Here is a 15,040-nt window from a genome sequence, read left to right as displayed (position 1 = left end):
CTTATGCGCCGCGCTTTCAGGCGGCGTTTTTGCTTCCACCAGTCCACTAACTCCCATCAGGTTCCTCAGAGCATTTCGATCCGTTAACATGGAGCCAAATGGCCATCACCAAAAACACGCCGCGTGTGCCCTCAGAGCAAGGACGTCATGAGCATGAAATTCATCAAGGTTCAACACCGAGGTAAGCTCCAGCAGGATGCAAGAAACACTGGGGTTTTGTATGTAGATAACTGGGACGACTACGGCTACAAAACCAAATTTGTCCTTATCATCGTTGATGGGTCTGGGGTCGAACATAGAGTTGGTGACTTGAAGATCGCTTACCAAGGGCAATCTGAAGGCTGGACTGAACATGGGATGCCTGATGAATTCACGTCGTTAGAACCCAAATTTTTCAGCCTGGGGCAGGACGTCGAATACTATCGGAAACTGCTTGAGCTGTTTTCGCTGGAGGAGGCTCATGCAATCCTCCACGCGTTAGGGGATGTGGCTTTCTCCAAGGAGCGTCGGGAGGCTTCCTCTTCAGAGTTAGCGTTTAGCACTTCCCTGCTTCGGGCAGTGAACCCAACAACGATCGACCACCAATTCAAGCGGATCCTCACCGGGGACGCCCCATTGACCCCTTACGACTTCTTTTACGAAAAGGCAAGATCAGACGGAATCGCACCGCTGACTCTCGAGTTCAGTGTCGATCCAGATGTCAAACCCTCCAGTAATGTTCACATCTTGATTGGCCGAAACGGGGTGGGTAAAACAACCCTGTTGAATGGCATGGTTGACTCCTTGGTCACGCCAAGTGAAGAGGTGTACGCCAAAGGCTGCTTTTTCAACAAGAACATGTGGAGCTTCAGGCGACCGCTGACCAATGATGACTTTGCAGGTGTGGTGTCGGTTTCGTTCAGCGCGTTCGATCCATTTGATCCCCCGCCGAACCAGGATGACCCCAGTCAGGGGATGAGATATCGATATGTAGGCCTTAAGCACAAGGTGCTAGCCGCTGGGGGAGAGGATGTTTGGGGGTTGAAAACCAAGCCCCACCTCTGCACTGATTTGGCCGATAGTCTCAAAGTCTGCCTTAGCCTAAGCGCAAAGAGAGCACGGTGGATCAAAGCTATTCACAAGCTCGAATCTGACTTCAATTTCGAGGAAATGAACCTCATCCAGCTGATTGAGGTTTTTGACGCCGATGGATCAGAAACCAAGGCCGAGTTCGTCCGACGCAGCACTACCATGCTCGAAGGGATGAGCTCTGGCCACGCTATTGTTCTGCTGACCATTACCCAGCTCGTCGAAACCGTAGACGAGAAAACGCTGGTGTTGATTGATGAACCTGAAAGCCACCTGCACCCTCCTCTGCTGTCTGCTTTCACCCGGGCATTGTCCGATTTGCTCACGGCGCGAAACGCTGTAGCGATCATCGCCACCCACTCACCTGTAGTTCTGCAGGAAGTCCCCAAGTCTTGTGTATCCATCATCAACAGGAGTGGCGAGACAGCGACTGTCGACCGCCCGGATGCCGAGACGTTTGCAGAGAATGTTGGCGTCTTGACTCGACACGTCTTTGGTCTGGAGGTGAGCAAATCGGGCTTCCATGAGCTCCTAGCCGCCGACGTTCGAACGGGTGCTCCCTATGAGCAAATTAGGGGGGATTACGCAGGTCAGATCGGCACCGAAGGCCAGGCACTCTTGAGATCCATGACCATCGCACGTGACAAGCAGTGGGAGTCTGACCTATGAGAGCCATCAGCGTCCCCGCTCAGGATCCGCAACTGGTCTACGACCTCTGTGTAAACAGCATTGCTGACGAGGATCTGAGAGCCCGCTTGCAAGCCATTACAGCAGAGGTGGTTGCCGCTGCAGTAGACTACCAGCAGAAAGGCCTTATCAATCAACTCTTCACGATCCCCGCTATCGACTGCGATAACGACGACATCGTGGTTGGCCAAGTAACCAAGAAGGAGCTGAAAGCTACCTACTCCTCTCACATGGTGGGTGACTCGAAACCCGCTAGGAGGGTGTACACCGACATACTCGGTAAGGCTCCGCGCAAAAAGTGCCCATTCTGTGGGTTCGGCCAGGCGAGCACTCTCGACCACTACCTGCCGAAAGCCAGATTCCCGATTCTGTCCGTCTTGCCGTGGAACCTCGTACCCGCCTGCAAGGACTGCAATACTGGCAAAAATGCAGCCACTGCGACTGCGCAAGACCAACAAACCCTCCATCCGTATTTGGAGCATCCGCGGATAGTTAGTGACCAGTGGCTACACGCGCGGGTGCTTACTGGAACCCCGCCCGTTCTCGAGTTTTTCGTGAGCCCCCCAGAGGATTGGGATCAGGTCGAGAAGACCAGGGTACTAGCGCATTTCAGGGACTACAAACTGGCTTCAAGGTTCTCAATCGAGGCCAGTAACGAACTCGCGAATCTTAAGGACACGCTCGACCTGGTCTGGTCGGACTCCGCCCTAGCCGGAGTACAAGATCACCTTCGGGTAATTGCGGCCGGAAAAAAGGCTGTCCATGTGAATGCTTGGGACACCGCCATGTACCAAGCGCTTCTCAGAAGTGAGTGGTACTGCGACGAGGGCTTCCGGGCATTCGAGTAAATATTCCGTTTCACCTACTCCAACTATAAGGTCTGCCAAGGACTGCATGTCCTTCACTCAGATGTCCCGTTGGTGCGGGTGCCACCGAATGGAAGGTTGCGATCAATGAAGGCACTGCGCATACCGCCGGCTTTTTGCCCAAAGCAATTGAAGGCATGGTTGGCAACGAATAGAACTTCGCCCTTCTCCACGCCCATGATTTCAGCCGCTTATGTGTAGGTGGCTGCATGGGGTTCGAGCGAGCTGGCTTCGGCTATACAGATACTGGTAAGCCTGAGGTTAGAGGGTATGGCAGGCGCTGGTTCGCATGAGGGCTACCTGGCTCGGATCGCGAGCTGTAAATTGGGAAGGAGTACAAATGTACTCCGCGATGTGCTAATGGGTTCAAGGTTCTCTGGATTACGCCTGCGATCCATCCGCCTCACTCGATTCGCGCAAAGCCATGAGCTCAGCCTCTGCGGTGGTGAGTCTGTGTGCCAGAGCCACCTCCCTTAGCTTCGCAGCTGCCAATTGCGACTGAGACTCACCAGCCTCTTTAGCCTTTGCTTCCAACTGTTGAGCGAGCAGTTCCTTCGCACCTTCCGCACGCGCAGCAATAGCATTGGCAATGCTCAGCTCACCCCGCAGGGCTTCGACAGCCTCACGATGTTGCGAGGCTTCCCTGGCTTGCTGGCGATCTTCGGCAATGAAGCGCTCGTTATCCCGGATCAATCGGGTGATCTCCTCCTGCTTGACCATGAGCGTCTGCTGAAGGACGGTCAGCTCCTGCTGCATTTGGTAGACCTGGGACTCGTGGCGGTTCAGATCCTGGTCACGCTGTTCCTTGATCGAAGCACGGTAGTGTTCGAGGGCCTCCCGGGCATGCGTATGCTTTTGCTCCAGAGACTGGATCTGCCCATCCTTCTCTTGAATCCGGACTTCGAAATCACTGTTGCTCTGGGTGAGCCTGGCGTTACGCGTGATCTCAGTCTGCAGTGTGGACTGAGTGGTTTTGAGCTCTTCAGTTTGAGTAGCCAAGATTTGCCCTTGCGCGTCGAAACCGAGCTTGAGTTCATCGAGCTCGCTCTCAAATACCTCGGCTCGGGTGATCAATAGCTTGCGCTCGTGCTCGAACTCCGCACGTGCCTCAAGAAAGGCCTGGCTGCCCTCCTCCTGGACTTGATCCAACAAGCTTTCGACGACCCCGCGCAGCGCGCCGCTCATGCGCTCACGAGGGTTCGCTTCTGATCCTGCAGATTCCAGCTGCTTTAGATACCGAGCGATCGTGGTCTTTGAACCCGTATTTCCAATCTCCACCCGGACTGCATCGATGCTGGGGTACACACCGCGCATTAGCAGGCTGTTCCGCGCCTTTTGCACCACCGCTAGATTAACGCCGCCTCGCGCCATACGTCCTCCAGACTATTTCGTGTCATGTCACATGTCATGAATTTACATAATACGAAAATGCTAAATCCTGCTGGGAACTTGCCGACAACTGGCAAGATATAATCGAGGTTTATGGCTTGCCAGGCAAATGTTCGGGCGTAAAATGGCGTGGCAAAGGTACAAACGGCAGATACGGGCCACCATGGGCTCGAGTGGGGAACGTGTGTGGTTGAGGTGGCCAGCAAAGCCGATCGCTATCTAGGAGCGAGCGTTCGAGAGAACACATCGAAGAGCTACGCCGCTGCCCTCACGCACTTCGAGGTGACTTGGGGCGGCTATCTCCCCACTACCACTGAGTCGGTGGTGCGCTACATCGCTGAGTACGCAGACCAGCTGGCGCTCAGCACTCTTAAGCAACGCTTGGCCGCGCTTGCCAACTGGCACCAAAGCAACGGATTCCCCGACCCCACCAAGGCCCCTAAGGTCAGGCAGTTGCTGAAGGGCATTCGGGCGGTACACCCCGTGCAACAGAAGCAAGCAGCACCTCTGGCACTACTACACCTCGAAAAAGCAGTAGCGTGCTTAGAGGATGACGTTGCTCAGGCAAGAGCCGTCGGCAACATGGCCGCACTTCTTAAGGGGACGCGGGACATCGCCCTGCTGACTATTGGTTTTTGGAGGGGCTTCCGCGGTGATGAGCTCGCCAGACTCACGATCGAGAATACTCATGCCGAGCGCTACGTCGGGATCCGGTTTTACCTGGGATCGACTAAGGGAGACCGGCAGAACATAGGGCGTGAGTACAAGACTCCATCGTTGAGCAAACTGTGCCCGGTCGAAGCGTATCTGACCTGGATTGAAGCAGCCGGCCTAACCCGCGGCGGTGTCTTCAGGGCGATTGATCGATGGGGCAACATCAGTGATCGCCCGATTGCGGCCCATAGTCTTATTCCCCTGCTTCGCGACACACTGGAGAGGTGCGGCTTGCCGTCCGAAATCTACAGTGCTCATTCAATCCGACGTGGATTTGCCACTTGGGCCGCGAGCTCAGGATGGGACATCAAAACGCTTATGGAATACGTTGGCTGGAGCGATATGAAGTCCGCGTTACGCTATGTTGAGCCTGCGCAACAATTTGGTGGGCTTATCAGAAAGCTTGAAGGCTGATCACGAGAGAGCAATCTGAATCGCCCCTGGTTTCGTAGACACCTCCAAGCCTCATAATGAGGCCCAAATAGGAGGTGCCATGAGTCGTCAGCGTTACCCCGAAGAATTCAAGATCGAAGCGGTCAAGCAAGTGACCGAGAAAGGCAAACCTGTCGCCGATGTCGCCCAGCGCCTGGGCATGTCCGTGCACAGTCTTTACGCCTGGATCAAGGTCTACAGCAAGCCCCAAGAGCAGCGTCAGCAAGACGACGATCAGCAGGCCGAACTGCGCAAGCTACGCGCTGAACTCAAGCGCGTGACGGAAGAGCGAGACATCTTAAAAAAGGCCGCCGCGTACTTTGCCAAGGAGTGCGGCTGAAGTACGCCTTCATCAAGAAGCACTCGACTGATTACCCGGTGCGGCGCCTTTGCCAAACCCTCAAGGTGCACCCCAGCGGCTATTACGCCTGGCTGGCCGAGCCTCAATCTGCCCGAGCAAAAGAAGATCAACGTCTGCTTGGCTTGATCAAACACGCTTGGCTGGAAAGCGGAGGTGTATACGGCTACCGCAAAATTCACGATGACCTGCGTGAGCTGGGAGAGGAATGCGGCCGAAATCGAGTCAGGCGCTTGATGCAGGCGGAGGGGCTGCGTTCTCAAACGGGCTATCGGCGGCGTCCAGGGTTCTATGGTGGAAAACCAACAGTGGCCTCGCCCAACCACCTCGCGCGGCAGTTCAAGGTAAGTGAGCCGAACAAGGTCTGGGTGACAGATATCACTTACATCCGCACCTATGAAGGGTGGCTCTACCTCGCGGTAGTGCTGGATCTGTTCTCACGCCAAGTAATTGGTTGGTCAATGAAGCCAAGGATGTGCAGCGACCTGGCTATCGACGCGATGTTGATGGCTGTTTGGCGACGCAAGCCTCAGCAGCAAGTTATGATTCACTCAGATCAAGGCAGTCAGTTCAGTAGCTCGGATTGGAAAAGCTTTTTGAAGGCCAACAATGTAATCAGCAGCATGAGCCGGCGGGGAAACTGCCACGACAATGCCGTAGCCGAGAGCTTTTTCCAGCTTTTGAAGCGAGAGCGAATCCGACGAAAGATCTACACAACCCGTGAAGAAGCCCGAAGTGATATTTTCGATTACATCGAGATGTTCTATAACCCTAAACGCCGACACAGCAGTGCTATGCAGCTGTCTCCAGTAGAGTATGAGAAACGCTATTTCCTGAGCTTGGAGAGTGTCTAGAAAACCAGGGGCGATTCAATCACGTGGTCGTGATCGCCCTCACGCCAGTAAACTCTTTTGCCTCGATCTAGTGGTTGCCTGAGGAGGTTGCATAGTGAGGCTCGCGACTGAAAACCGTAAAATGCTCCGTGAATTATTGAAGGCTTACGATCAAAGGATGTGGTTTCTCGTTTCGTATGCTCGAGAGGCGGAATTACTGAAATATGATCCAGAGTATGCGACCACCAACGAAAGCATCCGGCGCCTTGGTGCCACAGCTCTGAGAGAGCTTCAAACTCAGATACTGGCCAACAATCTTGAGATCCCAGTCTTTGCAAAAGCAATTGAGGCAGGCGAGTTGAATCTCAAAAAGATAATCGCCCACCAACCCAGGAGCGATGTCCGGTGGCATCTCAACAACGCGCGCCACGAAGTGCTGAACGAGATGAGGAAGGATTGGGCGAATGTTCGTATCACCATCCAATACATCCATCCCGATGCATGAGTCAGCGTTCGCATGCTGGTATGCGAGATAGTCAGTGATGATCGATCCGCACTTGTCCCACGTGGATGAGGGGGATGCGGACAAAAAGTTGGACTGGTTATGCCGCGAATCCCAGGCTCTCACGATACTCAACAGGACTGAGAGCGCCGAGGGAAATCTTGATGCGATTCTCGTTGTACCAGCGAATGTATGAGTCCAGGGTCTGAATGAACTGCTCGATGCTCGGTGACTGCCAGTTGCGAGGATAGAACAGCTCCGTTTTCAGCCGGCCAAAGAAGCCTTCACAAGCTGCGTTATCAGGTGAGCAGCCCATGCGCGACATCGAACGGATGAGTTTCGCATCAGCGATGCGGGATAACCAGCCGGGCCAGCGGTAGTGCGCACCACGGTCGGAGTGAACCACAGGTCGTTTATCGTTGCCCGCCACCGTTTCGATGGCTGCATCCAGCATCGTGTTCACGAGCTCGGCGTCGGGACGCGTGCCAATCGACCAACTGATGACCTTCCCATCGAAGCAGTCGATGACGGGAGACAGGTACACCTTGCCGGCCGGGATCTGGAACTCCGAGATGTCAGTCAGCCATTTCTCATTCGGAGCAACAGCTGTGAAGTCGCGGTTGACGAGATTTTCCGGCGCGGGACTGATCTCCCCGAGGTAGGAACCGTATCGACGCCGTTTTGGCTTGGCGACGACCAGGCACTCCTGCTTCATCAAACGCTGCACCACCTTCTCTGACAAACTGACGCGCTGCCGGCTCAGCGAAGCCCTCATCCGTCGGTAGCCATTGCAGCGATGATTGCACTCGAAGATGTCTGCCATGGCGCGACGCACTTCGGTGTATTTTTCCGCCACCTGCATTCGGGCTCGATGGTAGAAATAGGAACTTCGGGCCAAGCCCAGCGCTTTAAGCAGCTCTGACAAGGAGTACGTCTGCCTCAGGGCATCAGCCAGCAATGTCTTCTCCCGGTTGGTCAGGATTTGCCGGTCGATGCCCGTATCTTTTTTTATGAGTTCATTCGCCTTCATCAACAGGTCGTGTTCAAGCTGCAGACGGCGCACGTCGAGCCTGAGAGATTCGAGTTGTCGTTCCAACTCTTCTCGTTCCGGTGAAGATGGGGATTCTAGCCGGCGCTTCATGGATGCAGATGCCTCTGGGCCGAGTAGCTGGTTTTTCCAGTTGTACAAGCTCGGCCTACATACGCCTAGTTCTTCAGCCAGGGCTTTCGCACTTTCTTTTCGCGTGCACAGCGCGATAACCGCCGCCTGCTTGATCGCTGGCGGGCGAGCCAACCCGTCAGATCGGCCAACGACACGCGTATGCAACTCGGGGTGCAATTCGTAAATCCAGGCACGCAACGAATCTCGTGCCGGGTAGCCCAGCGCCGTGACGGTAGCGGCGATGCTGCGACCGTGTTCGAGATAGTACTCGACAGCCTTTTCCCTTTGGGCCAGTGAGTACTTCGACTTCGAGGTTTCGTAGCCACGCGCCAGGTCGAGGCATCGCTCATACTCTGCATGCCAGCTCTTCAAAGAGTTCTTCGTCGGGTAGCCCAGCTGACGAATCGTTACCCCAATGCGTTTCCCCACTTTTATGTAGAGCTCGACCGCTCGGATGCGGTCTTCGTATGAATACATGAACTACCTCCAGGTAGTCCAAGATTTCCGCCGCATCCCCTTTGGGTCAATTTTCGGTCAGCGGCAACAACCGGTCTTCAATCGCGCTTCAGGTGTCTACTAGGTGCGGCGAGTAGGCCAAAGCCAGTTAAGTGATGTCAATACGCCTTTTCCCACTGTCGTTGCAGGTGCGATTGCCCAGATTGCGGACTCGTAGCTAGACAACTGGCGCAACCTGAAAACCACCTCCTGAAAAGGCGTAAGCCAGCAATGGAGGACTTCCCGGCCCCGACCATCATCACTGCGCCAAAAACCAGCAGGAGTAGCATCACGTACTCCCAACCATCAAGTAATTGCACAGCATTGCATCATGGTCATCGACAGGGCGACTCCAACAAAACAACATCCCGTCTAGGGTTTAACGGATGTCACTGACAGCAGAACGAGTGATGGGGCATCCGTGAGGCTTGCTCCCGGCGGCAAAGTCAGTTGCATGCGCATCGCACCTGGCGCCTGGGGCTCGATATACGGGGTGGAACTGAGGCCCTGCACCTTGAGCGAAGTGACACTCGCTTGGTCTCGGTGTGAATCCAAAACCCCGCGCTTCATCTCCTCTGTGTCTGGGTTTTGCTCGCGGTCGATCACATTCAGAATACCGCCTGACCGTAAGACTTCATCGGCGACTTCGTACACGTGGTTTTGAACAAAAATCCGATGCTCAAAAGCAGTCTTTATCACCGAGGTATCAATTGCGACGTTGTGCCCTCTCGCGAAATGCGTCCCTAGCAACCAGCACACCACAGCGTCAAATTTGGGCTGTCGCCTCAGCCACGCCTCAAGGGCTTCGTCTCCCAGTGCATCGCCCTCAATGATCAAGCAGTCAGCATCAGGGGCATCTGGGATATCGTTCTCGAAATCAAGGTGATAAGAATGGTCGTCACCCACAAACGAACGAGCGGTCGCACGGTGGAGCACTGCGACCCGATAACCAGCGGCATCTACTGCAGTGCGAGTGGCATCGATGCAGTAGGGGTTCTCCTCGATGCAGATCACGGTGTGCCCGTTGCCCAGCAATGCGAGAGTGGACTGACCGGTACCGCAGCCTATCTCGAGTACATGGCGGTAGCCCGCAACTTGGCGTGCCATCCAGGTGTAATGGCCATGTTCCTCATGATCTTTTGAGTTGACCGACCAGTTCTCGACGTATTCATGGCGATAGTGTTCAAGGTCTCGTAATGCCGGCGAGAGCTGGACGTTCTGGGGATTTTTTACCATATGATTCCTGCTTCCATGATCAAGGTATCGGTGGCCAAACGGCTTTCAGCAACATCCCGCGTAGCGCAGCCATCGAAGCTTGCACGGCTGACGCGACACAGAGTAAAGAGCGCCCATTAAGGGCTGAAGACATCAAGGGCCCAAGATCCGGCGGTCGAGGTCGATCTAGCTAGCCGCCGGCCTGGTGGGGCTGAAGCAGAGACCAGAGTGCGGCCCAAAAAAGATTTCGGCTCGCCCAATTGGTGCCTGTCGGCAGCTGCAACTAGTCGAGGGACTTCGTCCATTTCTGGGTCTGGCTGATCAGCACCCGCATGGCCGTATGGGCCCGGCGTGCCATGCCGGCGTAGTACGCAACACCCTCTCGGATCTTGAGGGTCAGGTGCACTGTATTCCGGTGGTTGCGGATCGTATGCAAGCTGGTTGCAAGGCTCGAGTCGATGATGCCCGATTCTTGGGAGACAATGATGCGCCACTCGAACGTCGTCTTGTGAATCGATGTCCGGGGATCTGCCCCCCAATTCATGGGCGACTTCTTTCGAACATCGAAAAAGGTGTGCTGATCGCCTGCAAGCACACCTTTTGCATGCGCTTGCACGATCATGTCGGCCAGCAGCGCTTCACAGATTGATGCATAGTCGATGACCTGCACTCTTACGTGAGCGGATTGCTCATCGCCATTTGCCAGCAACGCCAAGCCCAGCTTGTACAGCCACCTGGCACCATAGAGCGTCTCAGCAAGCGCCTTGCGCAGCTCATTGTCTGCCACGTGCTTGAAGTCCTGCTCCTCCAGTTGCTCCGGCGTCCCAATTTCCTTCTTTGCAAAACGAGCAACGGCGTCAATGAGCTCTTGGCCAAATTGTTCCTGGATGGATTTCGACTTCATTTGCAACTCTTCCGCTGAGTAAGGATGATCACTATCCTAGGCTTGATAGCCTTTTGATATCAAGCATAGGCATTGCGCTACCCCTTGACCACTCACGGTAAGCGGACACCTGCATGCGCGCATGATTACGCGCACGCTGCCTTCGATTGGTGGAGCCCGGGCATTCTGCAGAATTTAGAGGCATTAACGAGAAAACGACCTGGTAGTCAGTTCTTGTTAATCGTCTCTAGAAGTAGTACCTAACCGAAGCCCCCAACGTAGTAGAAGGCTGAGGCACAATTACCAAACCGACATTTGTACCGTAAGCCACCTCGGTACCGTATCGGTGGGGCTGGAAGGTGCCGTAAACACTGAAACTGTACTCGTTGTAATCGTAAGTAGCCCGGAGGTCATACCGCGTGTAGGGCGGCATTTCATGCTTGTCGGTGCCTGTGGAGTAGGGGGTGCCATCTAGGTGATAAACGTCAGCGTTGAGCGTAAGCTGGCCATCCATAAAATTATTTCTATACTGCACTCCGGCCTTGTAGGTGTGTTCGGGTACCACAAGCTGCGCCCCGGTACCTGCAGGAGGATTGTTGATCACTGCATCAATGATGCGCCCGTAGCTCATGTAGGTACTGACAGTTGACGAGACTTGGTAGTTAAAGCTGGTTTCTGCCCCCCTCTGAGCCTCATGCCGCTTATCTTCCGCCAGACCACGATTCGTGGCATTGCCGTGGCACCTCGTTCTTCCTTCGATCGCATGAACGAATTCCTGAGCGAACATACGATTCGCCCGGTTATCGATCAGACCTACGCGTTCTACGACGCTCACCAGGCCTTCGAACACCTGGCACGAGGCGCTTTTGGCAAGGTAGTTATCAAGGTCTCCTGACTCGTTTGTCCTGACCTCGGACGGCAAGGATCCGAGGCTGGCCGACGGCGCACGGCCAGATCCCTTACTTGCCAGCAATTTTCCTCCGGGAAGCACAGCTTCGGGTTGATCGCGGTCGGTAGTGGATGACCGCTTTCGACCCTAATCGGCTACTCGCAATGGCCAGCTTTGGTTTGTCAGCGATTAATCCGTGGGTAGCGAAGTGCTAAAAGTGGTGCCCGCAGCCAGACCGGACTCGAAATCGATAGTGTCGCCATGTCGAGTCACAATCTCTTCCACGATGGAAAGCCCCAAGCCAAGACTGCCCGACTCTTGGTGCTGGCAGTGTATAATGGCATAATGACAGCTAGCTACAAAGATCGCACATGTATTTTCAAAGGATATGAATATGGCTGTATTTAAATACTTCAGGTCTGGCGCCCGTCTGGAGAGCGCCATCCGCTATAATGAATTGTACTTCTCCGAAAATCGCGAGTTGAACGACCCGAATGATCTTATGGGCGTTTACTATTTCGAAGACGATGTAGAACTCTGGTCAAAACTTCTGCAGCGCCCACAAGCTGATGATGCCTGGAACATGAGCCATCATGTTGATCTTCGGTGCTTAAAGCTAGCTACCCAACTGGCCGACTTATTCAAAAACGTAAGCTTCAAGTCGACCGAGTCAATATTCGAAGTCATAAGAAAAAAAGAGCATGAGCTTGCCACAATCTTCACCTCCTCCCTTTGGCAAGGAGGTGACAAAGAATCAAATTTTGCATTCACCCAAGATAGCCCAGCTGAGACACGCGCAAAAATCTGCATACTAACTTTAACAGCTCTTCTGAGTGGCGGGCACAACCACACATTTTATAGCGTTTCATTCTCCAAGCAAGCGCTTGAGCCAAAAATGTGGGCACATTACGCAGACGGATTTAAAGGATGCGCATTGATTTATGACGATCACGAAGAAAAAATTGATCTTCACGCCCATCCAAACTCAACTCAATGGGCAACGCATCAGCTCCTGCCAGTAACCTACTTGGACTCTGAGAAATCTATCCCTATCCTTAAAAGCGCTACGGATGGCATTGCAACGAAAATTTTTTCTCTTGTCCAGAAAAACTCTTTCTGGGACTACGAACAAGAATCTAGACTCCTAATTACCAAAACTGATGATCCACGCTTTCTGGCTATGCAGGGAAAAGTTCCAGATCTTCCAATGCAAAGGATTTTCCATCACAACTATACAGCAATCAAAGGGGTGATTTTTGGCCCCCGATGCAACGCAGATTATAAAAATAAAATATTATCCGCATTGAGGCATAATAGGCTACATGCCGGGCGTGAAAAATTCTTGGCATTAAATACTGAGCTAACCAGCAGGGGAACAGTTGAGGTTGCAGATGGCGCTGACTATCTATGTGATCGTATCACGGATGGGTCGAGCCCGTTAAGCGATGCAGATCTTAAGAATCGTTTAAATGTTCTTAACATCGACCAGCCCTCGAAATGATGCTCACGCTTAGGCGGGCAGTTCAGCACCAATAATTGAAACGGGTAATCACTACCCTGATCTAGGTAAAATGTCGTGTAGGTCTAGACAGGTATTTTTAGAGGAATAATTTGTGGCGATTAATAGATTGCTTCAACTTGAAAATGGAATAGGGCTAAGCAAGGTAGTTGTATGCACAGGACTAACTGCTCCTGCAATTATCCACCCTATCGTGCACGGTGAGCCCGCGCTTACGGCGCAAGCATTTTATTATCTAGACCACCTAGACTCCGTTGCCCAGGTTCGATTTGAGAAAGATCAAGACGTATTATCTGATGATAAAATAGAATTTCTTATTGACAATTATCTCTTCGAATATAGCAAGAAGCACCCTGAATCCCGCATGAGCTTTAAGGTTCTAGAGGGTAAGTTCTGGCAGGATGATGCACGCGACCACTATCTACTGGCGGATCGTGGACTGACAAAAGTTCTTGTTGCAGACGTTCTAAATGACGAATCCGTGCACTCCATTGAAGCCATCGATGCAGATGACAAGGTGGATCTTCAAGATTGGGACATAGGGCGGAACTACATTAAAGAAAGTTTGTACCGCCATATAGAAAACGTTACCGGCGTTCTAGACAAGAAGGTAGTGGCAATAATAATGCCGAGCGCTAGCCGCGATGGCTACATGGGCAAAATGAGGGTGGTAAAACCTGAGTTAAGCCTGATTGACTACGATTCAGCCATGGCGCTTACGGATCTATCTCTTCGTCAAATATCTGAGCGGGCGGAGTCGACCACCTTAGGTTGGCGTGGTGACCACTCTCTTCCAGTGGAGCGTATCGCTGCCACAAAATTCCACAATCCCGTCATGTTGTCACACTACTTTTCAGGATTGCATGAGCTAAATGCACTTAAAAGTTTTGTGGGCTTCTACAATGTATTGGAGTACTATTTCGAGGAAGCACCTAGAATTCTTGGGAAAGATGCCCGCTCAGAAAAACTCCAGTTAGAATGCGTGGTAGAACTGCTAGTCACAGATCAAGAAGTCAGCGAATTCATTGGAAGCCTTGACACTAAAGAAATAGCCCTCATTAAAGCCGATCTGCCTACATCTTCAGGCATTAAAATAGACAAGTACAATGATGCCGCAGGCGCAGGTAAAGGCCTAGTTCGCTGGCTCTACGAAATTCGATGCGCAGTAGTGCATTCAAAGAAAACTCGTAAAGGGCAATTGACCCCCACGTTTGAGCCATACACTGCTGAATCCCAAGCGCTACGAAGGGTTGCCCCAGTCATACGCTGGCTTGCTGTAAAGTGCATCGAAAAGGACAGCGATTTGAACTCTTACTGAGTACCAGCTTAAATTGGATTCCTAGCCGCTTAACAGCAACAGCGTAACGATTTTTGAAACCTAAGCGATCGGATTCACTGCGAGGCCTCTGTAATGGCACTAGTGAACTCGATCAGACTTTGGAAGCGCCCTGCTCCCTTCCGATCCAGGTGATGGCCCACAATTCCAAACGGGCGAGGGCCTAGCTCATCACATCGTTTGGAATCCCCAATCATAAGCACTTGGGCGGTTCCAGATCCCATGACCTGGCCAGGAAACGTATCCAGCATGGCGCAAACGCTTCGGTACATTTCTCGGTCTGGCTTCAGGACACCAGTTTCAGCGCTCAGCGCATAAGCATTCAGCCCGGGAAGCAGGCTCCTTACTTTTGAGCAATAAGGCCCGGCCAAGTTTGAGCACACCCCTACTTTGATCCCATGCTCTTGGAGACGCTCAATGGCAGGTAGAGCGTCATCAAAGCACTTGATCGACTCAAGCTCACGATCGAGCGTGCTCTGCAGCTCGAACAGTTGGATCGGCTCGAGTTTGATTCCAAATGCCGATGCTGTCTCCTCGAGCCCACGGGAGTGCGCCATAATCCAGCGTATGTCATCGGATGACGCGGTGCGCCCCTGCTGAGAGCCTAACCGGAGAAGCCGTCGGAAGGGATTCTGCCGGTTCCGAATCTCAAGAAGCGTACCGAAGGCATCGAAAATCACCCCATCTACCAT

At 53.1% G+C, this 15,040-nt stretch carries 14 protein-coding genes and 1 pseudogene; 8 read left to right on the top strand and 7 right to left on the bottom strand.

Annotation, left to right across the window (positions count from 1 at the left end):
- Window positions 1–153 precede the first annotated feature (153 nt).
- Together QMX93_RS01570 and QMX93_RS01565 are read left to right on the top strand one after the other, a co-directional pair.
- Window positions 154–1,737, top strand: a complete 1,584-nt coding sequence (locus tag QMX93_RS01570; protein ID WP_282351876.1) for an AAA family ATPase — start codon at window positions 154–156, stop codon at window positions 1,735–1,737.
- Window positions 1,734–2,603 (top strand): hypothetical protein, encoded by an 870-nt coding sequence (locus QMX93_RS01565; protein ID WP_282351874.1) that lies wholly within the window; start codon window positions 1,734–1,736, stop codon window positions 2,601–2,603. The genes QMX93_RS01570 and QMX93_RS01565 overlap by 4 nt, the downstream gene beginning before the upstream one ends.
- A gap of 399 nt (window positions 2,604–3,002) precedes the next feature.
- Here the strand turns inward: QMX93_RS01565 and QMX93_RS01560 are convergent, their stop codons facing one another.
- A complete protein-coding gene (locus QMX93_RS01560; protein ID WP_282351872.1) occupies window positions 3,003–3,992 on the bottom strand; it encodes a DNA-binding protein in 990 nt (329 codons plus the stop codon).
- A 204-nt stretch (window positions 3,993–4,196) separates the two neighbouring features.
- On the opposite strand from QMX93_RS01560, the gene QMX93_RS01555 reads away from it, so the two are divergent.
- From QMX93_RS01555 to QMX93_RS01545, 3 genes are all read left to right on the top strand, one after another.
- Complete coding sequence (locus tag QMX93_RS01555; protein ID WP_282351868.1) at window positions 4,197–5,138, top strand: tyrosine-type recombinase/integrase; 942 nt, start codon at window positions 4,197–4,199, stop codon at window positions 5,136–5,138.
- A 79-nt stretch (window positions 5,139–5,217) separates the two neighbouring features.
- Window positions 5,218–6,368 (top strand): IS3 family transposase gene (locus tag QMX93_RS01550; protein ID WP_087535084.1). Its coding sequence is split into 2 segments (ribosomal slippage): window positions 5,218–5,452 and window positions 5,452–6,368, totalling 1,152 coding nucleotides; the frame shifts between segments, so codons are not numbered across the junction.
- Window positions 6,369–6,462: 94 nt separating this feature from the next.
- Window positions 6,463–6,852 carry a hypothetical protein gene (locus QMX93_RS01545; protein WP_282351864.1) on the top strand — a complete coding sequence of 130 codons (390 nt, stop codon included), beginning with the start codon at window positions 6,463–6,465 and terminating at the stop codon, window positions 6,850–6,852.
- A 97-nt stretch (window positions 6,853–6,949) separates the two neighbouring features.
- On the opposite strand, the gene QMX93_RS01540 is transcribed toward QMX93_RS01545, so the two are convergent.
- The 4 genes from QMX93_RS01540 to QMX93_RS31020 all read right to left on the bottom strand — a co-directional run bounded on the left by QMX93_RS01540 (window position 6,950) and on the right by QMX93_RS31020 (window position 11,391).
- Entirely contained in the window at window positions 6,950–8,488 is a 1,539-nt protein-coding gene (locus QMX93_RS01540; RefSeq protein ID WP_282351863.1) for an IS3 family transposase, read from the bottom strand.
- Window positions 8,489–8,878: 390 nt separating this feature from the next.
- The gene (locus QMX93_RS01535) at window positions 8,879–9,742 is read right to left on the bottom strand and encodes a class I SAM-dependent methyltransferase (protein ID WP_282351861.1); all 864 of its coding nucleotides are present in this window, start codon (window positions 9,740–9,742) and stop codon (window positions 8,879–8,881) included.
- A gap of 262 nt (window positions 9,743–10,004) precedes the next feature.
- Window positions 10,005–10,625: a hypothetical protein gene (locus QMX93_RS01530; protein ID WP_017135666.1), complete on the bottom strand. Its 621-nt coding sequence runs from the start codon at window positions 10,623–10,625 to the stop codon at window positions 10,005–10,007.
- 226 nt (window positions 10,626–10,851) lie between these two features.
- Window positions 10,852–11,391 carry a TonB-dependent receptor gene (locus tag QMX93_RS31020; protein WP_349016154.1) on the bottom strand — a complete coding sequence of 180 codons (540 nt, stop codon included), beginning with the start codon at window positions 11,389–11,391 and terminating at the stop codon, window positions 10,852–10,854.
- Here QMX93_RS31020 and QMX93_RS01525 point away from each other — a divergent pair.
- A pseudogene (locus tag QMX93_RS01525) lies at window positions 11,290–11,499 on the top strand (zinc-binding dehydrogenase); the annotation flags it as partial. The gene QMX93_RS31020 and the pseudogene QMX93_RS01525 overlap by 102 nt on opposite strands.
- 183 nt (window positions 11,500–11,682) lie before the next feature.
- On the opposite strand, the gene QMX93_RS31015 reads toward QMX93_RS01525, so the two are convergent.
- Window positions 11,683–11,937: an ATP-binding protein gene (locus tag QMX93_RS31015; RefSeq protein ID WP_349016152.1), complete on the bottom strand. Its 255-nt coding sequence runs from the start codon at window positions 11,935–11,937 to the stop codon at window positions 11,683–11,685.
- Here QMX93_RS31015 and QMX93_RS01520 point away from each other — a divergent pair.
- Window positions 11,888–12,994 (top strand): DUF2971 domain-containing protein, encoded by a 1,107-nt coding sequence (locus QMX93_RS01520; protein WP_282351858.1) that lies wholly within the window; start codon window positions 11,888–11,890, stop codon window positions 12,992–12,994. The two genes, QMX93_RS31015 and QMX93_RS01520, sit on opposite strands and share 50 nt — an antisense overlap.
- Window positions 12,995–13,106: 112 nt before the next feature.
- Window positions 13,107–14,330 (top strand): hypothetical protein, encoded by a 1,224-nt coding sequence (locus tag QMX93_RS01515; protein WP_282351856.1) that lies wholly within the window; start codon window positions 13,107–13,109, stop codon window positions 14,328–14,330.
- A gap of 74 nt (window positions 14,331–14,404) precedes the next feature.
- Here the strand turns inward: QMX93_RS01515 and QMX93_RS01510 are convergent, their stop codons facing one another.
- The gene (locus QMX93_RS01510; RefSeq protein ID WP_282351855.1) at window positions 14,405–15,040 is read right to left on the bottom strand and encodes an HAD family hydrolase; all 636 of its coding nucleotides are present in this window, start codon (window positions 15,038–15,040) and stop codon (window positions 14,405–14,407) included.

The sequence above is a fragment of the Pseudomonas sp. PS01303 genome (assembly GCF_029959385.1).
GTDB lineage: Bacteria > Pseudomonadota > Gammaproteobacteria > Pseudomonadales > Pseudomonadaceae > Aquipseudomonas > Aquipseudomonas rustica.
The sequence above is the reverse complement of the archived record's forward strand: the minus strand, read 5'-3'. Positions and strand labels throughout refer to the sequence as shown.